Origin of the sequence: Lelliottia wanjuensis, from assembly GCF_030238365.1 — a bacterium.
GTDB classification, from domain to species: Bacteria; Pseudomonadota; Gammaproteobacteria; order Enterobacterales; family Enterobacteriaceae; genus Enterobacter; species Enterobacter wanjuensis.
On record NZ_JASSOT010000055.1, the window covers coordinates 62,366 to 88,154 of the forward strand.

Here is a 25,789-nt window from a genome sequence, read left to right on the forward strand (position 1 = left end):
ACAGCAGGTTATATGCGTAGTCCTGGCTTTTCCGTGCGTTTTGGGTGTCGCCAGTCGATACCCTCAAGGAGCATCGATAGCTGAGCCGGAGTCAGGTGTATCCTGCCATCATGGGATAGCGGCCAGGCGAAGCGCCCACGCTCAAGGTGTTTGGTGAACAGACACAGCCCGTCACGATCGGCCCACAGAACCTTGAGCAGCACACCACTTTTTCCGCGGAAGACGAACAGGTGCCCGCTGAATGGATCAGCACTGAGGATGTTCTGTACCTTTGATGCCAGCCCATGGAAGCCACATCGCATATCGGTCACCCCCGCAACAAGCCAGATTTTGCTTCCTGCTGGTAAGGCGATCATCGGAGCTCCCTCTTCAGCTCGTCGAACAGCATTCTCAGCAAGGCCGGGGAGAGTGCGCCACTCAGCTTTACAGTGCCGCCGGGTAATACCACTTCACAGCACAGTGCGCTGTCTGGCTCCACCTGTGCAGGTTGTAGCGGTGTGGCGTCAACGATAGCACTCCGGGGCTCGGCGATCTCCACCGGCATCAGCACGAGGGCAGCATTCTGCCTGTTTTCCCCCTGTTCTTCCTGATGTTTGCGCCGCCAGTTAAATAGCAGGTTGTTGTTGATCCCGTGTTCACGCGCGAGTTGGGCGATGTTTATCCCGGGTTGCATGGAGAGCTCAACGAGATGCCGTTTAAATTCCGGGGTAAAGTTAGGCCTGCGACGTCTTCCTGAAGAGGGTTGACTGGCGCGGGAGATATTACGTTCTGAAGAATAGAGTTTTTGCTCCAGTTCGCAGGCGGTCATTTCGCCGGGTAAGGGCCAGGGCAAGCCACTTTCCTCAAAGCGCCGGAAAAATTTGTACCCTGTGGATTCATTAAGCCCCAGTTGTTTGCATGCCGTACCACGACTGAAGTTTTGCCCATAATGAAGCCGGAGAAGCGCTTCCATCCACTGCTGTCTTTCCATAAGGTAATGTCCATTAATTTGAAAAATGATGGACATTAATTTTCAGCATACAGGGAGCTTTCTACCAGACGTCGGTAACGGGACGCTTACACAGCGTCTGCCTTTACTGATCGTAGAAAAATCCATGTTTCCGACGTAGAACCCATTTATGCGTTACAGCGGAGGAAAGGAAAGTTGACAGTTATCGCAACTACCCGGTCACTACCCCAAGCAAAGTGGTAGCTATACCAATTAGCTTTCCCCTTGTGACGAACCTAGGCAGTGATTGGCCCTTTTAGCTATGCTCCATTCTCCGTATTGATGTCATGCAAACTGGCCGCTCTCGACTAATACGCAACCATATTAGCAATGTCTGCTCCTGACACATATCAGGTTGTCGATTATGGTAGCGTTTGGTGCTGAATTTATATTCAGGATTGTTGCTGCACTGACATTAAATATCTTCACCCTGTAACGAGTACCTATCCTGATGAGCAGTTTCATCACCAGTGCACAGCGTTAAAACCTTTCTGTTGATCCGTCAAAACCCGATAGTCCGACATTGTGAGGGGCTGACATGCAGTAGAGCCCAGCCTCCACTCGCGGGGGAGCAACCCGTCGTCAGCATGAGGTATTCCGGTGGGGAATTTTCATTAAAAGGCCACAATCCAAAAGGCCGGGAAGGGTAATGGTTTTTAAGGGTAACAGGCTTACCCCAAAAGGCCGCCAACGCTCACCCGCCAGGCCACCAAAAGGCCATACCCTCGCTAAAATATCCTGCTTTCATGAAAACCCGCATTGCTGAAAAACCGCCTTCATGAACAATTTTTTCTCTGGTGACTGAATTGATTACAGCCCCGTGACGGGATTCAGAACAGGATAGCGCCGACAGCAGAACGCCTGCTTTCCCGCTTTCCTCCTTTCATGAATACATCACAGAGAATCGCCATTATGATTATCAGCTTCATCAGCCAGAAAGGTGGCGTCAGCCGCTCAACGCTCGCCCGCGCCACTGCCGTGGAGCTGTCCCGCGCCGGGCAGCAAACGCTGCTTGCCGATCTCGACAGCCAGCAACAGACCAGCGCAAAGTGGGCCGAGCGCCGCGACCATGCCGGTATTCACCCTGCCGTTGAGACCGCCGTTTACCGCCGACACAGCGTGGCGCTGAAAGCCGCCAGCCAGTACGCCTGCCTGATTATCGATACCCGCCCGTTTGTGGATATCTCCTCGTTTGATATTGCCCAACACTCCAGCCTGGTGGTGATTGCCACCGGTACCGCGCTGGATGACCTGGAGCCCTCGCTGCTGCTGGGGCGGGAACTGCTGCACCGGGGTATCCCGCTGAGAAAAATACTGTATGTGATTTGCAAAGCGCCCACGGGGGCCGAAGCCCGCTCGGCCATGCAGACCATCAGCACGTGGCAGTTTCGCTGCGTCAAATCGTATCTGCGATTTAAGGCCGGTTACAGCCTGGCGCTGGATGCCGGTCAGTCAGTCACCGAAACCCGCTGGCCCTCCCTTAACCGTCATGCCGAAAATATTATCCGCGAAATCTGTACCCGTGCGGAAGCCGTCGCCTGAGTCAGGAAAGCATGAATGCAGGAAATACCGCTTTCATGAAATCCACACCGTCAGCCAGAGGACAACCATGGTCAGAAAATCGCCGCCCAAACTCAGCCCGGAGAAGACGCCGCCCCTGAATGTCACCACGACGCAACATGACGCGGGTGGCGTTAAAGCGATCCAGATCCGCATTGAGCCGGCCCTGCACCGGGAGATCAAAGCCTGCGCGGCAGAGGAAGGAAAATCGATAACGGCGCTGCTGCTGGAAGCCTGGCGGCTCTACCGGCAGCTCCATCAATAGCGTCATGAATGACGGCATTCATGAAAGCATGACCCATATCAGAGGATATACAGGATGCGAAGCTGGTTCAGCCGCCATAAAAAATCCCGGCCTGCTGCAGACACTGCGCCACCGGATGCAGGCTGGTTGCGGCCAGAGTCCGCAGAAAGTCTGCTCAGTACGCCATTACGGCAACGACTGCTGCATACCCTCTGGCAGCGCACTGCCCTGCCCCGCTCGCTGTTTGACGAACTGTATCAGCAACCGGTGTCCCGTTTCGCACAGCTGGTGCAACAATTACCGGCCTCGGAGAGCCATCATCATGCCTATCCCGGCGGTATTCTGGATCATACGCTGGAAGTGATGGCCTTTGCCGCTCAGATGCGCCAGAGCCATCTGTTGCCGCCCGATTCACCGCCGGAGGATCAGGCCAGAGAGGCCGAGGCCTGGACGGCGGTGGTCATTTATGCTGCCCTGCTGCATGACTGCGGGAAAATCGTGACCGATATGGAGATTGTGACCGATGACGGGCAACGCTGGTATCCGTGGCAGGGCGCGCTGACCCGCCCGTACCACCTGAAATTTCGTGTCTCCCGTGATTATCACCTGCATCCGGTGGCGGGTAGCCTGCTGTGCCAGCAAATCCTCCCCGCCGCTGCCTTAAGCTGGCTGGCGCAGTATCCGGCACTGTTCAGCACCCTGCTCTACTGTATCAGCGGTCATTATGATAAAGCCGGTGTTCCCGGCGAACTGGTGCAGAATGCCGACCGGTCGTCGGTGGCGCAGAATCTGGGTGGCGATGCCCACCGTGCGCTGGCCCGCCCCCGGACCTCACTGGCCGGGCAAATCACCACCGCGGTGCGCGAACTGGTCAGGACCTCGTTTACGCTCAACAATACGGCATCGGGATCGGACGGCTGGTTTACCGGGGATGCCCTGTGGCTTATCAGCAAAACCAGCGCCGATAAAATCCGCGCCTGGCTGCTGCAGCACGGTATCGCAGGCATACCGGACAGCAACAGCCGGTTATTTGATGAGATGCAGGGCTGCGGGCTGATTGTGCCAACGCCGGACGATAAGGCGGTCTGGCACTGTGATATTGCGGCTCACGGCGGCTGGACGCCCGGTACACCGCTGACGCTTCTGCGTTTTGCTCCGGCGCTGGTCTGGCCCGATACCGGCAACCGGCCGGCGGTATTTGCAGGAACCGTGACGCCTGCCAGTAAAACGCTGGCACCGGAAACCCCTGCACTACCTGCAGCCACAACAACGCCAGTTCACGAAAACAGTAGCGAGGAGCCGGATGCGTTTGCGTATTCACCGTTCTGCGATCCGGGCTCACCGCAACAGGCAACAACGATGAATAAAGCCCTTCGTGCTGAAAATATCTCACAGGGTGCAGCAACTGAAGATAACCCTGCCCCCACCCGTGACCATACCGTGGCGCTGAACACCTCTCTGTCAGCCCGCGGTTTTGTTGACTGGCTCAGGCAGGCGCTGGCAGAGCATCGCCTGGTGGTGAACGACACGCTGGCACGCGTGCATATGGTGGAGGGAGCGGCGTTTCTGGTATCACCGGAGATTTTTAAGCTGTATATCAAATCCACCACCGGGGAAACCGGCGACGAGTGGCGTCGACTTCAGAAAGAGTTCCAGAAGCTGAAACTGCACCGCCGCGGTGACGACGGTATCAATATCTGGACGATTGAGGTTCGTGGTCCACGGAAGGTACGTAAAGTAAAAGGGTTTTTGCTGGATAATCCGCAGGAGATTTTTGGCCAGACGGTGCCGGAAGATAATCCGTATCTGTCAGTAATGCAGTAGCAGATCATCGCCACAACTATTAATTGTTGTAGCGTTCGACATTCTCAACACACAACTTAACCTCCTCCAGAAGTTGCTTCAGCAATTGGCTTCTTTTCTCAATGGGCAAAAATTTAAAAAGATTAAGAAGCAATTCTGTATCTCTGAGCATTCCCTCGTCTTTGTTGCCTGTACCTGAGTCTCGAACTTTTGTATCATCCTCACCAAGTAACCATGAGGCTTTTCTACCTGTTGCCAGCGCTATTTTTTGTAATGTTGCTGATCTGGGTCGAGCTTTACCACTGAGATATTTTCTAATTGTCGTTTCGGTGATGCCACATTTACGAGCAAAGGATGAGTTACTCTCTCCCTGCATAGCCTCCGCCAGACGGGATTGGAACGAATTCGTGCGATCGACTTCTGAATTTATTTCTTCACTTCTCGTCATAAAACCACCAGAACAGCAACCATCCAATTTCAAATGAGCCCAAAACAACGAACTCGACTAAAAGATCGAATTTTGCTTTACTCTCGAACTTTTGTTGTGTAGAGTTAAGTTGATTCAATTGCAGGCAATCTACGCTGCAAACCTGACCCTCGAGCATCGCATAACCAGGGCGAAATTGCCACGCTTTCGCTCGCCCTGAAAACGGCATCGCTTGCACAAAAACATAATGAAAACAGCACCAACACCAGAGGAGTACCCGGAAGAGGCAATGTTATCACTCTGTATCACCTTTCGCGGAGCCGCAGACCATTAAGCCAGTCCTGCCGTTATAGCCGTCCGGTAAGTCTGCGCGCTCCGCAAACTTTTAACCGGAGGACAATCTTATGCGGATGGTCAGCCTCGCTGAGGCTTTTGTTCAGCGTTTCCCGGCAACAGGAAACCACTCCCTTCTCCTGCGATTTACCCGGACGGCGATCCGCCGCCCCTCTACAGGAGAGTCAGCATGTCGGTAGTCACTGTAGACTGCGGTACCACCAACACACGGGTACGGGTCTGGCGCAATAACGTTGTTGTGGCTCAGGCCAGCGAACCTGTGGGTGTTCGTGACACCGCCAGGGTGGGAAACCACGCGATATTAGCGGCGGGCATTCGCCATGCACTGATGCAGGCGATGGCGCAGGCCGAAAATGCGCTACCCGATGACTACATTATTGTCGCCTCGGGCATGGTGACCTCTGATGCCGGTTTATGCCCGCTTCCCCATTTGCGCGCGCCGGTCTCCCTGGCAGACCTCGCGCAAGCGACAGTTGCCAGATATATTCCTGATATCGCACTTCACCCAGTCTGGTTTATCCCTGGCGTCAGGAACACGCTGGCGGATATCAGCACCGACAATATCGGGATGATGGATGTGATGCGCGGCGAGGAGGTGGAGACCTTCGGCCTGCTTGCGCTGCACGCCATTTCCGGCCCGGCGGTGATTATTCTGCCCGGCTCGCACACCAAATTCGTTCGTATCGACAGCGAGCAGCGCATTACCGCCTGCGCGACCAGTATGACCGGCGAGCTACTGGATTTGCTGACCCGCCAGTCCCTGCTGGCGGCATCGCTGGAGAGCCGGTTTTCCCACAGCCCGGACACCGATTATCTGCTTAAGGGCGCACAGTCCTGCCGTGAGAGTGGCTTAACCCGCGCCTGCTTCTCCGTCCGTCTGCTGGATTTGTTTACCAGGGCCACCCACGACCAGAAAGCGGGCTGGCTTCTGGGGGCCGCACTCAGCACCGATATTCAGACCCTGAAAACCAGCCCGGCGCTGGCAATGACACCAGATACCCGACTCATTATCTGCGGCAAACCGCCGCTGGCACAGGCGCTGACAACGCTGATTAACGCCGACCCGTTCTTTACAGCTGCCCCGTTACTGATTGAGGAAGACGAGCAAACCCCACTCTCCGGCGTGGGTGCGATAGCCGTTCTGAACCATATTTCTGCCCTTAAGGACAGGCTACACCACGCCACAGGAGACGTTTTATGACGCTGAATTTTTCCATCCCCCTCATCGCCATTCTGCGCGGTATTACACCCGAGGAAGCCGCTGTCCATATCCCGCTGCTGGTGGCGGCAGGGTTTCAGGCGATTGAAATTCCGCTCAACTCCCCCGGCTGGGAGATCAGCCTGGCCCGGGCCGCAAACCAATATGGCGACCGTGTTCTAATCGGCGGTGGCACCGTACTGTATCCCGGACAGGTAGAACATCTGATGGAGCTGGGCTGCCGTCTGGTGGTTACCCCCAATATCTGCCCGGAGGTGATTCACCGGGCACAGGACTGCCGGATGCAGGTGCTGCCCGGCTGCCTCACCCCCACGGAGGCATTCACTGCCATCGACGCCGGAGCACAGGATATCAAGCTGTTTCCGGCAGGCCTCTTTGGTCCCGCGTATATCCGCGCGCTGAAAGCAGTGCTGCCCAGGTCATCCTCGCTGTACGCCGTCGGCGGCATTACCCCGGAAAATCTCGGGGGGTATCTGGCGGCAGGCTGTCGGGGTGTCGCCCCCGGTAACAGCCTCTGGCAGCCGGGCCAGACGCCGGAGCAGACGCGAACCATGGCGCAGGCGTTTATCACCGCATACCAGACATTTGCCACCGGTACACCGTTAACAAGGAGCAGGTATGAAAACTGACTGGCTGTTTAAACACGCCACTGTGATGGATGGCTCCGGCGCAGCGGCGTATATCGCCGATGTGGCGGTCTGCGGCAACCGCATCACCGGTATCGCCCCGGCGATAACCGGGGCGTCGCATAACGTGGTGGACTGCCGTGGCCGGATACTCGCACCGGGCTTTATCGACGTCCACACCCATGATGACCTGACCGTCATTAAACGGCCGGGTTACACCGAAAAAACCTCTCAGGGCGTCACCAGCGTGATTGCCGGTAACTGCGGTATCAGCGCTGCCTGCGCGGTGGTTAAAGACAGTGTTCCCGACCCACTCGGGCTGCTGGGGGAACGAGATGAATTTTGCTACCCGGATTTCGCTCACTACCGTGACGCCGTGAATGTCGCCACACCGTCGGTTAACGTCGCCTCTCTGGTCGGCCACACCACCCTGCGCAACACCTGTATGAACACGCTGGACGGTCCGGCCACGGCAGCGCAAATTACCGCCATGCGGCACCTGCTGCGCCAGGCGCTGGAGCAGGGCGCGCTGGGGCTGAGCACCGGCCTCTCCTATGACAGCGCAGTGAACGCCTCAACCGAAGAGATCTGCGCGCTGGCGGAACTGCTGGCTGAATACCACGGCATCTATACCACCCATCTGCGCACCGAATACGACGGCATTACTGACGCCATGGAAGAGGCGTTCCATATCGGGCGTCACGCGGGGGTCCCGGTACAAATCTCGCACCTGAAATGCGCCGGAGAAAAAAACTGGGGCCGGAGCACTGAAATCCTGACCCGGATGGAATGCCATCAGCAGCATCAGGATATCAGCTGTGACGCCTACCCTTACCGCGCCGGTTCGTCGTGCCTTGACCTGAAGCAGGTCACCGCCGATTTCGACATCCTTGTCACCTGGTCATCACCCCACCCGGAGATGGCGGGGAAAATGCTGAAAGATATCGCGGCGCTGTGGCAGACCGGACTTCATGAGGCCGCCGCCCGGTTGCTGCCTGCCGGGGCCATCTATTTTCAGATGGATGAGGAAGATGTCCGGCGCGTGCTGGCGCACCCCGCCACCATGGTGGGTTCTGACGGCCTGCCCTGCGACCCGAATCCGCACCCGCGGCTGTGGGGCACCTTTCCCCGTGTCCTCGGTTTTTACGCCCGCGATGAGCGGCTGTTTCCACTGACCACAGCCATTCACAAAATGACCGGTCTGTCCGCCACCCGCTTCGGGCTGTCGCAGCGCGGCTTCATCCGGGAAGGCTTCTTCGCCGACCTGGTGGTGTTTGACCCCGACACCCTTCGCGACACCGCCACTTTTCCGGTCCCGAAACAGCAGGCGGAAGGCATCGACCTCGTTCTGGTCAACGGCGTGATGACCTGGCGTCACGGGCATATGACTGGCTACAGGGCCGGCAGATTCCTGGACAGAATGTCTTAACAACAGAAGGTAAACAACATGGTTACACGGTACGGCACTGAGGGCTCTCAGGGTGCTGGCGGGCAGGCTTTGCCCTTTGCCAGCGCGGTAGCGGCGGATGGCTGGCTTTACGTCTCCGGCCAGACACCGATGCTGGACGGCGAAATCATCGACGGCGGCATTGTGGCGCAGTCCACGCTCGCGATTCAGCGCTGCCTCGACATTGTGGCCCAGGCCGGATTCAGCCGGGAGGACATTGTGCATATGAAAGTCATTCTGACGGATGCGCGCGACTTTCCGTCCTTTAACGCGGTATTCCGGCGCTTTTTTGGCGATGCGCCCCCGGCGCGCATCTGCTGCGTCGCAGACCTGGTGGTTGACTGCCGGGTGGAGGTGGACGTCACCTGCTTTAACGCCGTAAAACGCTGACACTCCCCGTCTTTTTCACGCAAGGAACAGAGTATGGAACAGAACGCATTTTTGATGTGGTTTTTGCTGTACGCCTTCGTCATGATGACCGTCGGCTGGTACGTCACCCGCCACCAGAAAACCGGTGAGGATTTTATTCTCGGCGGCAGAAAGCTGCCGCTGCTGCTTACCCTCGGCTCCACCGTCGGCACGATGGTCGGCACCGGCTCCAGCATTGGCGCAGTCAGCTTTGGTTACGGTAACGGCTGGGCGGGGATGCTGTATGGTGTCGGCGGCGCGACCGGCCTGCTGCTGACCGCCTGGCTGTTCGGCCCGGTACGGAACCTGCGCTTTATGACCATGAGCGAGGAAATCTGCTATTACACCGGCGGCAGTCGTATCGTCAAAAATCTGGTGGCGGTACTGATTTTCCTGGCCTCCATTGGCTGGCTCGGTGCGCATATCCTCGGCGGCGGGCTCTATCTGGCCTGGGCGGCGAATATCGATATTGCTACGGCTAAAATCATCATCGCCATCGGTTTTATCTTTTACGTCGGCATTGGTGGCTATAAAGCCGTATCGTGGATAGACACCCTGCAGTCCGTCGTGCTTTTCCTCGGTTTTATCCTGCTGGCGGTGATGTCCGTGAGCTACGCAGGGGGCTGGGATACAGTAGTCGCCCGCACTGATCCGCAGGCGTTAACGCTGTTCGGGGCCGGCAAGCTCGGCCTGCTTCCGGCACTGTCGCTGGCAGTAGTGATTGGTATCGGCGTGCTGGCAACACCTTCATATCGTCAGCGCATCTATTCGGCGGCTTCCACCCGGGCCATCCGCCAGTCCTTCATGATCACCGGGCTGCTGTATCTGGGGTTCTCCTTCCTGCCCGCTATTATCGGTATGGCAACGCATGCAATGACCCCGACGCTGGATAATCCCGGTTTTGCATTCCTGTACGCCACCCGGGCGCTGCCTGCCGTGCTGGCGATGGTGGTACTGATTGCCGGGATGTCGGCCAATATGTCATCCGGCAGCTCGGACGCCATCGCCGGGGTCTCCATTATTCTGCGCGATATTTACACCCTGGTGACCGGAAAAATGCCGCCGCCGGATAAAGCCATTATGCTCTCACGCCTGTTCCTGGTGCTGGTGATCCTGCTGGCGCTGGTTTTCGCCCTGGTGTCCAGCGACATCATTGATTACATCACCCGCATGATTTCGATGATTATGTCTGGCCTGTGCATCAGCGTTCTGCTGGGCCGGTTCTGGCTGCGGTTTAACGCGCCGGGCTGCATCGCCGCCCTGCTGGGCGGCAGCCTGACCTCTCTATGGGTCATTCTGACGCCCGCCTGGTCGGCGGCGCTGGGCAACCCGGTACTTCCGGCGCTGTCCGTCAGCCTGGTGGCGGCGGTGATAACCACGCTGCTGACACCCCAAAACGCCCTGTCACGCGAAGCGGTGCTGAAGGCCATCACTGACGAGCGGGAAAACACACCTGCATCCCTCACCCCCACCACAGAGCCAGCGAGGAGCGTGCGATGAATGCTTTAAGTCGTGCACCGCATAAATCCGCCATCATGTCAGCTTCATGCGACGGCCAGCCAAACCTGCTGCAGGAGGACGTCTGCCTGCCTGCAGCGGTTATCAACACCGCCGCGCTGGACAACAACATCCGCTGGATGCAGCGCTATGCCGACCTGCGGGGCGTCTCACTCGCCCCGCACGGCAAGACCACCATGACGTCGTGGATTTTTCGTCACCAGCAGGCGGCGGGTGCGTGGGCCATCGGCACCGGCAGTATCTGGCAGGCCTACGTGGCGCTGGAGGCCGGAGTGCAGCGCGTGCTGATAGCCAATCAGCTCACCGGCAGGGCCAGTATGCTGCTGGCCTCACAACTTAAGGCGCAGTACCCGGAGCGTGATCTGATGTGCTGCGTGGACAGCCCGGACAATGCCCGCGCGCTATCGGTGTTCTTTGCTGAAAGAGGCCAACAGATGGATGTCCTTGTGGAACTGGGACTCCCGGACGGGCGCTGCGGTTGTCGCACAGTGGAAGAGGTGCTGGCACTGACGCGGGACATCGCCGCATTACCGGGACTGCGCCTGCGCGGGCTGGAAGCGTATGAAGGGGTGCTGCATGGCGATAACCTCCGGGAACAGACTGAAGCTTTCCTGCGCGACGCGGCGGCACTGGCCTGCCGGATGGCGTCGTTTGTTGACGGCGAATTTATCCTCACAGGGGGCGGCAGCGTCTGGTATGACGTGGTGTGTAACGTCTGGCTGGCGGCTGGCAAACCTGAACGCTGCCGGGTGGTGATACGCCCTGGGTGCTATATCACCCTCGATCACGGTACCTACCAGAGTTCACAGGATGCGATCATCGCGCGTGATGCGACTGCCCGGCAGGTGGGCGGTGAACTGAAACCGGTGCTGGAGCTGGTAGCGATGGTGCAGTCGGTTCCCCAGCCGGATATGGCGGTGGCGAATTTTGGTAAACGCGATGCGGCGTTTGACGCGGGTCTGCCGCAGGCGATCGCCCATTACCGGCTGGGACAGGCACTGGCGCTGAAAACCGGCGCTGTCGTCAGCACAGGCATCATGGATCAGCACTGTATGTTACGCCTTGCATCAGACAGCGACGTCCGTGTGGGCGATATCCTTATCTTCGGCCTCTCCCATCCCTGCCTGACCTTCGACAAGTGGAAAACACTGTTGCTGGTTGATGATGAATACCGGGTACAGGAGGAAGTGAGCACCGCTTTTTAAGAGTCACGCCAGTGAGTACTGACAGGCCAGACCGGAGTTCATTTTTTCGGAGCTGGCCTTCACGCACTGACATTCACAGACGGAGGCTCCGGCTTAAAGCACGCAACCTGACTGAGCGATTATTCTGAATGCACATTTAAAATGAGCGAATTATTTTTACTATGCTCACATGTCCCCGCAAATAGTGTTTATTTCACACTCACAAGTGACTGCCATCACATTTTATCAATCAGTTTCAGCCGATAACACGACCGTGTATCCCTCACCGAGACCGATTATGTCATTTGATATCCGTTCCACCCTGATACAGCTCCTGTCCCTGGACGCCATTCCTGGCTTCGAAGGCCCGGTGGCTGATGTTATTGAGCCACAGCTTGCCCGCCATGCCATCCGCACCCGACGCGATGTTCTGGGCAACGTCATTGCGCAGTATGGCAGTCAGGAACCCGACGCACTTCGGGTCATGGTATTCGCACATATGGATGAAGTCGGGTTTATGGTGCGCAAAATTGAAGCCAACGGGTTTATTCGTTTTGAGCGGGTTGGCGGCCCGGCACAAATCACCATGCCCGGCTCAACGGTCAACCTGCAGGGCAGCAAAGGCAGCGTTCCTGGCTGTATTGGCATCAAATCCTACCATTTCAGCAAAGGCGATGAGCGCACTCAGCCGCCATCCATTGACCATTTATGGATAGACATTGGCGCAGCCAGCAGACAGGACGCGTTCAGCATGGGCATCAACGTCGGCACGCCCGTTACGCTGAATAATCCCCCACGCCTGCTGGGTAACGATCTGGTTTGCAGCAAAGCGCTGGATAACCGTCTGGGATGCACTGCCCTGCTGGGTCTTGCAGATAAAATTGCCGACCAGAAGCTGGATATCGCGCTATTTATCGTCGCCGCTGTCCAGGAAGAATTTAATATTCGCGGCATCCTGCCCGCCATCCATTATGTGCAACCCGACCTGACCATCGGTATTGATATTACGCCTTCCTGCGACACTCCGGATCTGGCGGATTATGCCGATCTGGAGATTAACCAAGGGCCGGGTATTACCTGCCTCAATTACCACGGACGAGGCACGCTGGCCGGGCTAATCACCTCACCTGCGGTACTCAACTGGCTGGAAAGCACGGCGGCGACGCACCAGATCCCGGTTCAGCGTGAAGTCTCCCCGGGCGTCATTACCGAAAGCGGGTATATCCAGCTCCAGCAGGAGGGCATTCTCTGCGCCGGGCTGTCTGTCCCCTGCCGCTACACCCATTCACCGGCTGAAGTCGCCAGCCTGCGCGACCTGCAACACAGCATCGACCTGCTGGCCTGTCTGGTTCTGGCAAAAGCCAACACCTTCCCGTTAACTGCAAAATCCCTGAGGACTTCATTATGAAAAAGATCCTTGTCGCCTGCGGCACCGGCATGGCGACGTCCACCATGATTGCCCAGAAGATCACCCATTTTCTGGCTGATAACCATATTCAGGTCTCCACCAGCCAGTGCAGCCTGAGTGAAATTCCGCTTAATAAACAGGGGGTCGTTCTCATCGTCACCTCCATGAAAACCAGTACCGATTACGGCATTCCGACCCTGAATGGCGCGCCGTTTCTTACGGGGATTAACGACGCAGCAATCAAGCAACAACTGATTGATTTGCTGAAATAAGCGGGAGGAAACCATCATGCTTGATTATTTTCTGTCTCTGGGGGGCACCGTATTCGTCCCCATCATCATGTTTATTATCGCGCTGATTTTCCGCATCCCGTTTCTCCAGGCAGTGAAATCCGGCGTCACTATCGGCATTGGCTTTGTCGGTATGGGGCTGGTGATTGTGATGGCAATAGACAGCTTAAGCCCGGCAATTAAACTGATGATCGCCCGCTTCGGGCTGCACCTGAATCTGCTGGACGTGGGGGCTGGCCCGGCATCCGGCGTGGGCTATGCCACCGCCGTTGGCGCTATCGTGATCCCGGTTATCTTCCTGTTCAACATTGTGTTGCTGGTCACGCGGCTCACAAAAACTATGAACGTGGATATCTATAACTACTGGCACTACGCCATTACCGGGGCCATCGTCAATATTCTTACCGGCAGCCTGGTCTGGGGCGCAGTCGCGGCCATGTGCCACGCGACGTGGTCGTTGAAAATGGCCGATCTCAGCGCTAAACGGGTGCAAAGCATCGTCGGTCTTGAAGGGATTTCAATCCCTCAGGGCTGGGGCAGCAGTTCAGTGCCCATTGCGCTGGCGCTGGAATGGGTATACCAGCGCATCCCGTTTATGAAAAACAACAACATCGATGCCAGTGAAATCCAGAAGCGTTTCGGCATGACTGGCGATCCGGTGATCATTGGTGTGATCCTGGGCATTCTCTTTGGCCTTGCTGCCGGATACGGCTTTAAAGACCTGGCGAATCTGGTCATCACCGTGGCCGCCATTATGGTGCTGTTCCCGCGCATGATCCGCCTGATTGTCGAAGGATTACTGCCAATATCCGACGGCGCACGCCAGTTTCTTCAGAAACATTTCCATGGCCGCGAGCTGTATATCGGTCTTGACAGCGCTGTCACTCTGGGCCATCCCACGACCATCGCCGTGGGCCTGCTGCTGATCCCCGTCATGCTGATTATCGCCGGTTTCCTGCCAGGCAACCGGGTGCTGCCCCTGGCGGATCTTCCCGTTGCCCCGTTCTTTGTCTGTATGGCAACGGTGATTCATCGCGGCGATTTTCTGCGTACCCTGGTAACCAGCATCATCACCATGATAATGGTCCTGCTGATTTCCACCCACTTCGCACCGTTCTTTACCGAAATGGCCGCTAATGGCGGGTTTAATCTCGCTAAAGACGGGGCGAAAATCACGGCGCTGTCGGTCGGCAATGCGTTCGGCTGGTCGATTAGCGAACTCATGAGTATGGGGATTATCGGCATCATCGTTTGTGTGGTCATCACCGCACTCGTCGTTATCGGCTTGCGTAACCGTGAACTGTCCGCCTGATTTTTATCTGTTAAAGGAGAAGTAGAGTATGTCCTGGCTTAAAAATGTTGTGGGTAGTGAGAAAGCGGTCATTGCCATGTGTCACCTGCGTGCGCTACCAGGCGATCCGGGTTTTGACCACCAGAAAGGCATGAACTGGGTTATCGACAAAGCGCACGACGATCTGATGGCCCTGCAAAACGGTGGTGTGGATGCAGTGATGTTCTCCAATGAGTTCAGCCTGCCCTACCTCACCCGCGTGAAACCGGAAACCACCGCCGCGATGGCGCGCATTATCGGGCAACTGATGGGGGAAATTCGCGTACCTTTTGGGGTGAATGTTTTGTGGGATCCGGTGGCGTCCTTCGATCTGGCGATGGCGACCGGTGGCAAATTTATCCGTGAAATCTTTACCGGTGCCTATGCCAGCGATTTCGGCATCTGGGATACCAATGTGGGCGAGACTATCCGCCACCAGCACCGCATTGGCGCATCCGAGGTGAAAACGCTGTTCAATATCGTACCGGAAGCCGCTGTGTATCTGGGTAACCGGGATATTCGCGCCATCGCCAAATCAACGGTATTCAACAACCACCCGGACGCGCTGTGCGTCTCCGGCCTGACGGCTGGCAGCAAAACGGATACGACGATCCTGAAGATCGTTAAAGAGACGGTACCGGAAACGGTCGTTTTCGCCAACACCGGAGTGTGTCTTGAGAACGTGGAGGAACAGTTGTCTGTCGCCGACGGCTGCGTGACCGCAACCCATTTCAAAAAAGACGGTGTATTTGACAACTTTGTCGATGAGGCCCGGGTGGCCCGCTTTATGGAGAAAGTGCATCAGATGAGAGGATAAAACGAGGCCGTTTTGCAACGGCCCCGCCCCGTCATGACAACGGCCCGGCTCCTTCGCCAAAAGTTCGCCGGGCCTTTATTAATCGCTATTACGTGAAAGGAGTCAATATGCTGATCCTGCATTCCCGTCTGGCTCAGGCCAGAAAGCGGGCAACAGACTGGCGACAGGCGCTGGAAGTGGCGCTTGGTCCCCTGCATTCCACGGGCTATACCCGCGCCGGTTATTGCCAGGGCGTTATCGATAATACACTGGAATGGGGGCCGTATTATATCGTCGCCCCCGGCGTCGCCCTGCCCCATGCGAGGCCGGAACAGGGTGCCAAGGCTAACGGTATCGCCGTCACCACTCTCGAGGAGCCGGTGTATTTCGGCCATGAAGACTGCGACCCGGTATGGCTGCTGTTTGCGCTGTGTGCCACCGACGCCAGCGCCCATCTGGCCACCATTCAGCGCATCAGCGCGCTGCTTGCCGACGAGGACCTGCTGGCACAACTGCGTGAAGCGCGCACCGACACCCATCTGCTGTCTTTGCTGAACGCCTGTGAACATCAGGAGGAATAGATGCAAACACTTCATCCGTCCCTGGCCTCTGTCGATCCGCTGCTCCTTGGCGAAACCCTCATCCGACTGAATGTCCTGCCCATCGGCACGCTACACATTGATATTGAAGACACCAGTTTTATCAGCAATATCACCTTCGGTATGAAAACCATCAACGCTGTCGCCCACAGCACGCAGCACCTTCTTTCCTTTCACCTGATGCTGGCCAACCCACGTCCGTGGCTTGAGTGGATTGCCCCCCTCAGACCTGGCTGGATTTTTTTCCACGCGGAAGCGCTGGCTAATCCTGCCGAAGACCTGGCCGCCATTCACCGCACCGGAGCCAAAGCCGGGCTGGCGTTAAATCCGGCCACACCCGTTGCCAACTACGTCTACCTGCGCGAACACCTGGATGGCCTGCTTATCATGACCAGCGAACCCGATGGTGAAGGCCAGCGTTTTATTCCGGCGATGGTGGACAAAGTGACTGATGCCTCCACACTCTTCCCAAAGACCGCCATCTGGGCCGACGGTGGTGTGGATCCCGCCGTTGCGCCAGCGCTACGGAAAAGTGGCGCACAGCACCTGGTGTTGGGGCGAGCCGTCTTCAGCCACAGCGATATATCCCGGGCCTTACAGGCATTTGCGGGGGAATAGCATGAGCCAGCAGCGCAGCGAACGGATCGGCAAAATTCTGCATTACCTCTGGCTACACAACCAGCTCAGTATCCAGCAGGCTCATGAGCTGCTGGACTACGCCCTGGCTACACTGCGGCGGGACTTTAACTATATTGCCAGCCACTATCCCGGCATGGAGCGTTACCACGGAGGGCTGCGTTTTAGTGTCAGCAGTGCGGATAAAGAGTTCGTTTTCGACATGAAAAAGAGCATCAATACCGATGCCAAAAAGGAGATTGCCCGGCTGGCGCGCCAGTACATTAATCCCAACGACTTCATCATTCTTGATTCCGGTACCACCTGCCTTGAGCTGGCGCACATACTGGATATTCCCGCCCGCGTTGTGACAACTGATGTGAATATTGCTCACAGCCTTGCGCAAATGAGCCATGTGGAAAGCTATATTATCGGCGGAATGATCCGCTCAGGCTATTTTACCGTCGGTGAAAGCCTGGCAACGGAAATGCTGAACACCTTCTCGGTGGAACAGGCGTTTATTTCCTGTGATGCGCTGTCGCTGGACACCGGTATTACCAACGCCACGCTCTTTGAAGTGGGTGTTAAGAAGGCCATCATCCAGCGCGCGAAAAGAATCATTCTGTTGGCTGACCACAGTAAATTTGAGCAAACTAACCCGTATACCATCAGCACCCTTTCCTGTATGCACTGCATCATCACTGACAAAGCACTCCCGGATGCTATTTATAAACGTTATAAACAGGCGGGGATCAATATTATTCGCTAACAGCCCATGCCAGTGGCATGGGCTGAAGGTACGATTACACAGCTGTGATTGATAATTCTGAATGGAAGATATCATTGGGGTCGACGCTGGCTTTGGTGGCCTGAAGCATCTCGACCTTATCGCCGTAATAGAGCGACAGCCATTTTGGATCCACCTCCGTTTTGGCCTGGTCTGTATATTTCATATCGACATCCGGATAGTTGATATAGCACCCTTCGTAGTTATCACTTTCATAAGGTTTGCCGCCATAGTCGGCAAAATATTCAGCATAGAAGCGCCACATCCAGTCGAGATAAAACTCATCGTCGGCAGCATCCAGCCAGTAGATCTGAAACTGGGATTTCAGTACTGAACGACGCTGGTGTATCGCTGTCGGGTCAGTCGTTTCATCATGGGTATTGATGCAACCGCCGTAACTGTCATACTGCACCAGCATCTGATTGATGCGTGTTTCGCTGGTATTATTCAGCCAGCGCCATAAGGTATTCAGTTCCTGCTGCCCGAACTGCCCTTTCTGGTATGACGATTTATATTTACCCCGACGATTATCACCTGACGTATTCATAGTCTGGGTAGCATACAGCCAGTCCATCAGGCGGGCATCTCCTACCGGATCGCGCAACAGCCTCACGGGCTGGCTGATTTCCAGCATTGGCCCGTGCATTTTCACCTCTTCGTTTACCTGCGGTGTAAATCCAGCCGCCGCGTTCATGGTATTCACAAAATCAATAAACGGCTGATCCTGGACGCCGCCCACGGTACCGCCCATACCGGTATACTGGATGACCAGTTTGATATCTCCAGCGGCCCGGTGCTGCACCTTCAGCAGCGTAAAAAGCCCGCCGTTGGCAAGCGCCGGATCGCTGCTGTTCCAGTTCACATCATTGTCAGCAAACCACTGCCAGTAAGTGCGCATAAACGTATCGAAGTGCGTTTGCGTGGTGAAACTGCTCCAGGGATACGCCAGCGTCAACAAATAGACCGTCTGCGGGGCGACGGGCAGTTCGCTGAAATAGTAATTCAGGATAATGCCAAAATTGCCGCCCCCGGCACCGCGACAGGCAATGAACAGATCCCGCTCGCTGCCGGTGCTGTTCAGGTTGACATGTTTTGCCACCAGTCTCGTGCCACTGCTGTCCGGCACCAGAATATCGACGCCGGACAGCCAGTCCACCGTCGTACCGTGCATCCGGGACAGCAGGCCAAAACCCCCACCGGCAATATGCCCGCCTGCGCCGACTGCATAGCAGGAACCGCCCGGAATGGTGCGGTTTGCCGCTTTGTACAGGCTGTTATAACCGTCCCAGTTCTGGTTGCCGCTGGAAATGGAAAATTTATAATGTGCAGAGGTATCCCAGGGGGATGTTACATTACCGGTTTCATCGTAGCGCATCCCCTTCATTTCACTGAGATCGATTATTGCCAGCGCCTTACAGCCATCCTCGCTTAATTTGTTGGCAACCAGCCCCTCATAACAACTTCCCCCGCTGCGCACAGTAATTCGATATCCGTTCGACAACGCATCGTTTGTCGCATCGATCACCGTCTGTGCTGAATCACAAAGGTAAATATATTCGGCCCCCACATCAGGCCAGCGTAAATTAAACCCTTTTTGCAACGTTTTAAAACGTGCATCCGTATTATTCACTACCGAAAAACCTGACATATAAACCCCTCAGATTATTCTAGCAATATCATGACAAGGAGACAGTCATGGGTGACTATCCCGTGAGGTGACATAATGTTAATATCCTTTGGTAAAGTTAAAATTCGTGAATCAGCGAGTTTTTTTACAAAAAACATTTAAAGATATAACTATTAACAATTAACCACATTTTGAATAAAAAATGTAATGATGTCATTTCAAGAGAATGAAACGGACTGGATTATGGTTGTAATTCTCACTGGTGGTCACAGTCGCTGAGGGGGGCACACAGGATCTTTTCTGGTAAGTAAAGTGGTGAATGCTATGGCTAATAATGCTCTGTGAATCACCACGGATAATCTAGACACTTCCGAGCCGTTGATAATACTGGTTTTCATATTCACCCGGTGGTATCTGATTACTTGAACCATGCCGACGCCTGCAGTTATAAAACATTTAGATGTAATCAAAAACATCACAGTGGGTTTCTTCCCGCGTTCCGGAGATCTTTTTCTTTATCCGTTCGCGTTTCAGTTGCTGGAAAAAGCTTTCTGCTACCGCTTTATCGTGGCAGTTACCGCGACGACTCATGCTGCCTTCCAGACCGTGAGATTTCAGGAGCGACGGCCACTTATGACTTGTGTACTGACTGCCCTGAACAGAGTGAACCCGTACCTGTTTTTGAGGATTACGCCGACATACCGCCCTCAGTAATGCGGTCAGGACAATTCCTTTTGTCGCCCGGGTTTGCAGTGACCAGCCGATAATTTTGCGGGAGAACATCTCAACCACCCTGGCAAGATAAAGCCAGCCTTCGTGGGTCCTGATGGAGGTTATATCCGTTACCCAACGCTCATCCGGAGCATCCGGATTGAACTGTCGCTGGAGCCCGTTGGGCGACATGATACTGGCCTCGCCTTTACGTGCCCGCGGGCTCCGGTATCCGACATGAGCCTTTATCCCGGCACGCCAGATACGGTTAATCCCGCATTATTGCCCGCTATCTCGCAGGTCGAGATGGATCTTGCGATAGCCATAAACGCAACCAGACTCCAGCCAGAACTGTTTGATTTGTCCTGTCAGCCTTGATGCCGTGGTGTATGCGGCTGCTGAAGCCAAGTGTAAAAACCACTCGGATGAACATTCAGTAGACGAACAGGCCAGCAACAGCTGTTGTCACGGATAAAGGCGTACCTCAGTCGGACAGCTTTGCAAAGTTGTTAAATATGTCCCGTTCTTCAGTAACCCGTTTCAGTTCTTTCTGAAGTCACCGGATCTCAGACTGGGCAACGGACTGCATTTTAGTGGCTGATGAATCAGGGCCATATTTTTTACCCTGGCATAAAAGCTGTGCGTAGTGATATGAAGACGGGTGGCGACGATTGCGATGGAATGGCCGCGATCAACACTCTGTTTGATCGCTTCAATTTTGAACTCTTCGGGATAACGTTTACCATTCATGGGCACTTCTCTTTTAAGTCATCTTAAATGAGTCTGAAATGCCTGTTAAACTCGTGACTATTCAAAGAGGTGGCTGGGGCAATATAATGCAGGCATGCGATGTGGGAGACAATCATACCCGGATCCATTGTCTGCTGGATAATGACGATCTTCTCCTGAGGATTTTTGCGTTTACGAGATTCTTGCCCTAACAGGATCCTAAGCATCACAAAATTGGCGTTAGTACAAGACATATATTCCATTCTATTCCTTGTCTGGAGATAAAGCTACTGTCAAGTATTTCAGGGGTTACATCAGTTCGCCATGTTGTCTTTCCGGCTAGCAAATCTAACAACAACATTAACCAGCATACTTATGGGGTTGATAGTTGTCATTTAGCTGAATTTGTTTATGATAAACTTCAAGAGGATATATTGCGTTGATTATCTATTTCAAATGAAACAATGAGTGAATCTCTACGTGAAGTTAGTTGAAAAAAGGGAGAGCATACTCCCTTTTTATATTTTCATGGGTATATTCTAGCCAGAACGTTTTCGGTTTCAGAGAACAACGAATATATTAATAAAGTGTTTCAGAATATATACCGCCATAAGTGCAACAGCTACTTATGAATGTGATTCAGGCCATGGTTGATCATTAGATACTGCACCAATGTTGCCATTTAAGAAGTTAGCAAATGTATCTCCATAAAGTTCCGGTAGCCACTCGCCCAAAGCTTCTGCTGTCAGTGGTTGATTATCGATGGGGGTGAAATAACAAGCGGTGTTTATTGGTGCCCCAGCCCAGTTTTCTGACGGCCCTCTTAATCGAATTGACACGTGGCGTGTGGGTAAACCTAAAGCAGGACCTTTAAAGTTACCCCAGGAAACAATGGGGGGAGTGGCATAAGGGGTTTGCTGTTCTTCAATTAATGACTGGACATATTCATCAGATAAAAGGAATACGTAAGCATAACCATTGTCATCAATATTCTCATACATTTGACGACTGCAAGTCTCCCAGTATGGTAGAATTGGAACACTAGCTGGACGAGTTTGATAAGAGCTAATAATGTATTCACTACATTGATAAGAGCCGTAAATTTTATCAGGAGAACCATTTTTTACAAATGTATCGGGGACCTTAATTCTAAATATGAATGCCGAGTAAGGAAGATCATCATGATATGTAATGTAATAGTCTGCACATCCATCGGCCTCCATTCCATCTGGTGAGCCCGTTGTTCCTGTGAGGCGATCAATACGATAAATATCCACCCATCCATTTTCGTAGATATTACTTTCGCCCTGAGTCACTGGTTGTTGTCTAGTTAAAGCATTTTTGATTAATTTAGTCGGCAACAACTTATCGGTTTTCTGTGGCGCGGGATATGCAAAAACACTTGGATTTCCCTCAGTATATGGATTTAGACCAGGTGGGACGGCATTCATATCCTTTGCTCGGATAGTAACATATCTTATTAAATCATCCCCATACACAATGTATACTGCTAAGCTAAAATATGATACTTGCTGAAATCGTCCAGAGATGGAAACTGTCGTCCCTGGATTTAACGGGGTATTTTCAGAAGCGTCAATAATGCCCCAAGAAATTCTGCAGAATTGATCAGAATTGCCCATACTCCCTCCAGAGTTATATTCCTGGTCATCCGCATAGATTATCATCTGTTCTGAACCAATAGAAACTGAAAGTTCTGGATCAGGCATGGGCTGAAGCCATCCATTAATGCTCCCGTCGCCAAAAAAATTATTAAAACGGAACATGGTCTCTACACTTTTAATATCATACAAATCGGATGGAAGTATGTAGTCAAATTTGAATGATGGCATCTCAGTATCATATACTTTCATATTAAACCTCTTTAAGTTACTAGTTTACATTTCATTTGATAGAACCAGTGGAAAATCATAGTAAGCGATCTAATAATTGATGTGTGTGCTTTTTTGGCATACTTATTGTTCTTATTTGCCATTAGCTAATAGATTGAATGCTAATTTTCTGTAGATAAATTAAAGGTGAATGCTCACAGTTAGCGCGGACAGCTGCCGCATCAGGGGCATTTAAACTATGTCGAAAATACGGCTTACGCCACGCATTCTTCCCCAAAAGAAGGTCCATGCTTATGGCAGCATGATCATTCATTCGGGTATGATTTACCCGTGCGCTTCTGGCGAATTTCTGATGGATTACCTGTTTTACCGGTTATCCACCAGAAATGCCCTAGGGCTGTTTTAGCGGTACATACAAGAGTGGCTCGGATGATGTATGAATTAGATCGCTATTGTTCAGGTGGCGCGGCAAACCGCTTTATTCAGAGGGGGGGCCAGGAATCCGGATAATAGACCATGAAAATGCAATGTTAACCAAGGAATGGAGGAAACGACCGGGTTGCAGGCACTGTGGCGATTCGACCTCCGAAACCAGTCGGTTTTTAATAGCGATCCTGCTTTCACCTTTTGGTGTAACTCGGTAAGCCAGACATCAAGCCCTTCTGCTATATACTCAATCACATAGAATATGTGTTTGCCTTTTTTAAACGGAACAAAGACATGGACTTTTGTATCTGGCCAGACCAGAAAAAGTAGGGCCACAAAGTGATTAGTCATAGTCATTACCCCCCTTTCTTCACAGGGATTGGTATGCATAGAGTAAGCGTACAGCGAGAGCCGTATTGACAGGGATGCGTTATTCAACTGGCAGTGTGATGCGCCAGGGGAGCAGTTCGCTGACCCGGTTGACCGGCCAGTCAGCTATGACGTCAAGCACATGACGAAGGTAGCTTTCTGGATCCACGCCGTTCAGTTTGCACGTCCCGATCAGACTGTACAGCAACGCTCCACGCTCACCACCGTGGTCCGAGCCGAAGAACAACCAGTTTTTACGACCCAGACTGACCATCCGCAGCGCATTTTCAGCGATGTTGTTATCGGCTTCTTCCCAGCCATTGTCTGCATAGTACGTCAGAGCCGGCCACTGGTTCAGAGCGTACGCGAACGCCTTCGCCAGCTCTGAGTGTCGTGACAGCGTTTTCATCTTTTCACTTAGCCAGCTTTCCAGTGATTTCAGCAGCGGTTTCGTTTTCCGCTGACGTTCAGCAAGGCGTTGCTCCGCCGGCATTCCCCTTATCTCCGCCTCCACGGCATACAGTTCGCCGATACGTTTCAGGGCTTCTTCCGTCAGTGCCGATGGCGTGCGAACGTGCACATCATGGATCTTGCGGCGGGCGTGAGCCCAGCAGGCGGCTTCCGTTATCCGGCCATCGCGGTACAGCTCGTTGAACCCGGCGTACGCATCCGCCTGCAGTACACCGCTGAACCCCGCAAGATGAGTCTGCGGATAGATGCCTTTTCTGTCCGGGCTGTAAGCGAACCACACCGCCGGCGCTACTGCCGATCCGGCGTTGCGGTCATCACGAACGTACGTCCACAACCGCCCGGTCTTCGTCTTCTTATTACCCGGCAGCAGCACCTGGACCGGGGTGTCATCGGCATGGAGTTTGCCGTCGGTCAGGACATAGCCCTGAAGGGCTTCTTCCAGCGGTGACAGCAGCCGGCAACACGCATCCACCCAGCCCGACAGCAGTGAACGACTCAGCTCCACACCCTGGCGGCTGTATATTTCAGACTGCCGGTACAGCGGGGTGTGCTATGCATACTTAGAGGTCAGTACGCGGGCCAGCAGCCCCGGTCCGGCGAAACCCCGTTCGATGGGCCGCGAAGGCGCAGGAGCCTGCACGATAGCGTCGCATTTTGTGCAGGCATGTTTTTCCCACACGGTCCGGATAACCCGGAAGGCGCTGCGCATCAACTTCAGCTGTTCGGCGGTATCTTCACCCAGGTAACTCAGCGAGCCTCCACACTCCGGGCAGCATGACGCTGCCGGCAGTAGTCGTTTTTCATCGCGGGGGAGTGACTCGGGGAACGGTTTTCGGGTGCGGGTCTGCCGCAGAGGGCGCTGCACTGCCGGGTCATCCACCCGGCCGGTCAGCGTATCGCTTTCCTTTTGAAGCCGCTTCAGGTCAGCTTCCATCTGTGCGATACGTCGGGAGACCTTTTCAGAGCGGCTGCCGAAGTTCATCCGGCGGAACTTATCCAGCTGCGCCTGCAGGTGGTCTATTTCGCGCTCACGGTCGGCCAGCTTTTCCAGCAGGGCGCGGTTCAGTGCTTCCTGTTCGGCAAGCCGCTGTTTCAGCAGAAGGATTTCGTCAGAAGAGGTGTCGTTCATAAGCCCGCATTTTACCAGGCTTATTCTGCGACAACCAGGATAAAGAGATTTACAGCATGGTCAGGGAGGTCAGCAGCCGCTTAGGCTGCCGGCAGTCGATACCCTCAAGGAGCATCGCCAGCTGTGCCGGGGTCAGGAACACTTTGCCATCACGGGCTGACGGCCAGGCGAAGCGCCCACGCTCCAGCCGTTTTGTCAGCAGGCACAACCCGTCGCCGGTAGACCACAGCAGTTTTACCTGGCTGCCGCTGCGGCCCCGGAAGATGAAGACATGGCCGGACATCGGGTCGTCTTTCAGAGTCATCTGCACCTTTGCGGCCAGCCCGTTGAAGCCGTTGCGCATGTCGGTGATACCGGCAACCAGCCAGATTTTGGTCCCGGAAGGTAACGGGATCATCGCTTAAGTTCCTGTATCAGCAGAGTCAGGAGCTTTTCGCTGACCGTATCGTTGAGGCGAAGTGTCCCGTGCCGGAACGTTACCTCACAGCTGATGCTGAGCTCTGAGTCCTCAGCGGGCGGTTCTTGCAGTACGGCGGTGGCATCAAGAGTCACAGGAAGTAACTGAGGGCTCTCTGAGGAAGGTAATAGCAGCTTTCCCTCGCGCCACTGCTGGCGCCAATTGAACAACAGATTGGCGTTAATGCCATTTTCAAGCGCCAGTTTTGAGATGGATATCCCGGGTTTGCAGGAGGCAGCAACGAGCTGCTGTTTAAAATCAGGAGAATAATTAGGGCAGCCTTTACGCCTGCCAGGAGTCATATTTTTCTGCATCTCTGACACTTTGGTTCCCACTACTTATTTAGTGGACACCACTTTGTCGGATGCATCAGATTATGACCAGACGGTTCACGCTGTACGCTTACTGCATAGATAT

Annotated in this window: 23 protein-coding genes and 4 pseudogenes; 16 read left to right on the forward strand and 11 right to left on the reverse strand. The window is 54.3% G+C overall.

The genetic code is table 11. From position 1 onward, the window contains the following. Window positions 1–8: 8 nt before the first annotated feature. The gene (gene tnpB / locus QQF33_RS08940) at window positions 9–356 is read right to left on the reverse strand and encodes an IS66 family insertion sequence element accessory protein TnpB (RefSeq protein WP_285149678.1); all 348 of its coding nucleotides are present in this window, start codon (window positions 354–356) and stop codon (window positions 9–11) included. Further along, on the reverse strand, window positions 353–1,006 hold the full coding sequence (gene tnpA / locus QQF33_RS08945; protein WP_285157690.1) for an IS66-like element accessory protein TnpA: 654 nt from the start codon (window positions 1,004–1,006) through the stop codon (window positions 353–355). Before tnpA (QQF33_RS08945) ends, tnpB (QQF33_RS08940) begins: the two co-directional genes overlap by 4 nt. Before the next feature lie 894 nt (window positions 1,007–1,900). Between tnpA (QQF33_RS08945) and QQF33_RS08950 the strand changes: the two genes are divergently transcribed. The 3 genes from QQF33_RS08950 to mobH all read left to right on the forward strand — a co-directional run bounded on the left by QQF33_RS08950 (window position 1,901) and on the right by mobH (window position 4,616). Beyond that, the gene (locus QQF33_RS08950) at window positions 1,901–2,530 is read left to right on the forward strand and encodes a ParA family protein (RefSeq protein WP_285149676.1); all 630 of its coding nucleotides are present in this window, start codon (window positions 1,901–1,903) and stop codon (window positions 2,528–2,530) included. Window positions 2,531–2,597: 67 nt separating this feature from the next. Next, a complete protein-coding gene (locus tag QQF33_RS08955) occupies window positions 2,598–2,813 on the forward strand; it encodes a toxin-antitoxin system HicB family antitoxin (RefSeq protein ID WP_285149675.1) in 216 nt (71 codons plus the stop codon). Window positions 2,814–2,867: 54 nt separating this feature from the next. After that, window positions 2,868–4,616: a MobH family relaxase gene (mobH, locus tag QQF33_RS08960; RefSeq protein ID WP_285157691.1), complete on the forward strand. Its 1,749-nt coding sequence runs from the start codon at window positions 2,868–2,870 to the stop codon at window positions 4,614–4,616. 19 nt (window positions 4,617–4,635) lie between these two features. On the opposite strand, the gene QQF33_RS08965 is transcribed toward mobH, so the two are convergent. Then, entirely contained in the window at window positions 4,636–5,043 is a 408-nt protein-coding gene (locus QQF33_RS08965; RefSeq protein WP_285149673.1) for a helix-turn-helix domain-containing protein, read from the reverse strand. A gap of 502 nt (window positions 5,044–5,545) precedes the next feature. Between QQF33_RS08965 and QQF33_RS08970 the strand changes: the two genes are divergently transcribed. The 13 genes from QQF33_RS08970 (at window position 5,546) to QQF33_RS09030 (ending at window position 17,585) form a co-directional block, all read left to right on the forward strand. Further along, window positions 5,546–6,577: a 2-dehydro-3-deoxygalactonokinase gene (locus QQF33_RS08970; RefSeq protein WP_285157692.1), complete on the forward strand. Its 1,032-nt coding sequence runs from the start codon at window positions 5,546–5,548 to the stop codon at window positions 6,575–6,577. Beyond that, entirely contained in the window at window positions 6,574–7,224 is a 651-nt protein-coding gene (locus tag QQF33_RS08975; protein WP_285157693.1) for a 2-dehydro-3-deoxy-6-phosphogalactonate aldolase, read from the forward strand. The genes QQF33_RS08970 and QQF33_RS08975 overlap by 4 nt, the downstream gene beginning before the upstream one ends. After that, window positions 7,214–8,650 (forward strand): N-acyl-D-amino-acid deacylase family protein, encoded by a 1,437-nt coding sequence (locus QQF33_RS08980; RefSeq protein ID WP_285157694.1) that lies wholly within the window; start codon window positions 7,214–7,216, stop codon window positions 8,648–8,650. The genes QQF33_RS08975 and QQF33_RS08980 overlap by 11 nt, the downstream gene beginning before the upstream one ends. 18 nt (window positions 8,651–8,668) lie before the next feature. Beyond that, window positions 8,669–9,058, forward strand: a complete 390-nt coding sequence (locus tag QQF33_RS08985) for a RidA family protein (RefSeq protein WP_285149669.1) — start codon at window positions 8,669–8,671, stop codon at window positions 9,056–9,058. 33 nt (window positions 9,059–9,091) lie between these two features. After that, window positions 9,092–10,576, forward strand: a complete 1,485-nt coding sequence (locus tag QQF33_RS08990) for a sodium:solute symporter family protein (RefSeq protein WP_285157695.1) — start codon at window positions 9,092–9,094, stop codon at window positions 10,574–10,576. After that, entirely contained in the window at window positions 10,573–11,799 is a 1,227-nt protein-coding gene (locus QQF33_RS08995; protein WP_285149667.1) for an amino acid deaminase, read from the forward strand. The genes QQF33_RS08990 and QQF33_RS08995 overlap by 4 nt, the downstream gene beginning before the upstream one ends. Before the next feature lie 277 nt (window positions 11,800–12,076). After that, window positions 12,077–13,186: a M42 family metallopeptidase gene (locus QQF33_RS09000; RefSeq protein WP_285149666.1), complete on the forward strand. Its 1,110-nt coding sequence runs from the start codon at window positions 12,077–12,079 to the stop codon at window positions 13,184–13,186. Then, window positions 13,183–13,458 (forward strand): PTS sugar transporter subunit IIB, encoded by a 276-nt coding sequence (locus QQF33_RS09005; protein ID WP_285149665.1) that lies wholly within the window; start codon window positions 13,183–13,185, stop codon window positions 13,456–13,458. The genes QQF33_RS09000 and QQF33_RS09005 overlap by 4 nt, the downstream gene beginning before the upstream one ends. Window positions 13,459–13,474: 16 nt before the next feature. Further along, window positions 13,475–14,788, forward strand: a complete 1,314-nt coding sequence (locus QQF33_RS09010) for a galactitol-specific PTS transporter subunit IIC (protein ID WP_285149664.1) — start codon at window positions 13,475–13,477, stop codon at window positions 14,786–14,788. 28 nt (window positions 14,789–14,816) lie between these two features. After that, window positions 14,817–15,623, forward strand: coding sequence for a BtpA/SgcQ family protein (locus QQF33_RS09015; protein ID WP_285149662.1), 807 nt, complete (start codon window positions 14,817–14,819; stop codon window positions 15,621–15,623). 110 nt (window positions 15,624–15,733) lie between these two features. Further along, on the forward strand, window positions 15,734–16,183 hold the full coding sequence (locus QQF33_RS09020) for a PTS sugar transporter subunit IIA (protein ID WP_390888469.1): 450 nt from the start codon (window positions 15,734–15,736) through the stop codon (window positions 16,181–16,183). Then, on the forward strand, window positions 16,184–16,819 hold the full coding sequence (locus tag QQF33_RS09025; RefSeq protein WP_285149660.1) for a beta/alpha barrel domain-containing protein: 636 nt from the start codon (window positions 16,184–16,186) through the stop codon (window positions 16,817–16,819). 1 nt (window position 16,820) lies between these two features. Beyond that, complete coding sequence (locus QQF33_RS09030) at window positions 16,821–17,585, forward strand: DeoR/GlpR family DNA-binding transcription regulator (protein ID WP_285149659.1); 765 nt, start codon at window positions 16,821–16,823, stop codon at window positions 17,583–17,585. Window positions 17,586–17,619: 34 nt separating this feature from the next. Here QQF33_RS09030 and QQF33_RS09035 read toward each other — a convergent pair whose 3' ends face one another. From QQF33_RS09035 to tnpA (QQF33_RS09070), 8 genes and pseudogenes are all read right to left on the reverse strand, one after another. Then, entirely contained in the window at window positions 17,620–19,251 is a 1,632-nt protein-coding gene (locus QQF33_RS09035) for a BBE domain-containing protein (RefSeq protein WP_285149658.1), read from the reverse strand. Between the two features lie 339 nt (window positions 19,252–19,590). Next, window positions 19,591–20,691: pseudogene (locus QQF33_RS09040) on the reverse strand (IS3 family transposase). A gap of 71 nt (window positions 20,692–20,762) precedes the next feature. Next, window positions 20,763–20,897 (reverse strand): annotated as a pseudogene (locus QQF33_RS09045) (IS3 family transposase); the annotation flags it as partial. A gap of 399 nt (window positions 20,898–21,296) precedes the next feature. Continuing rightward, on the reverse strand, window positions 21,297–22,541 hold the full coding sequence (locus tag QQF33_RS09050) for a hypothetical protein (RefSeq protein WP_285157696.1): 1,245 nt from the start codon (window positions 22,539–22,541) through the stop codon (window positions 21,297–21,299). Between the two features lie 597 nt (window positions 22,542–23,138). After that, window positions 23,139–23,303: pseudogene (locus QQF33_RS25845) on the reverse strand (IS110 family transposase); the annotation flags it as partial. Between the two features lie 73 nt (window positions 23,304–23,376). Further along, a pseudogene (gene tnpC, locus QQF33_RS09060) lies at window positions 23,377–24,915 on the reverse strand (IS66 family transposase). A gap of 49 nt (window positions 24,916–24,964) precedes the next feature. Further along, window positions 24,965–25,312, reverse strand: a complete 348-nt coding sequence (gene tnpB, locus QQF33_RS09065; protein ID WP_285149655.1) for an IS66 family insertion sequence element accessory protein TnpB — start codon at window positions 25,310–25,312, stop codon at window positions 24,965–24,967. Further along, on the reverse strand, window positions 25,309–25,686 hold the full coding sequence (tnpA, locus tag QQF33_RS09070) for an IS66-like element accessory protein TnpA (protein ID WP_285149654.1): 378 nt from the start codon (window positions 25,684–25,686) through the stop codon (window positions 25,309–25,311). Before tnpA (QQF33_RS09070) ends, tnpB (QQF33_RS09065) begins: the two co-directional genes overlap by 4 nt. Window positions 25,687–25,789 lie beyond the last annotated feature (103 nt).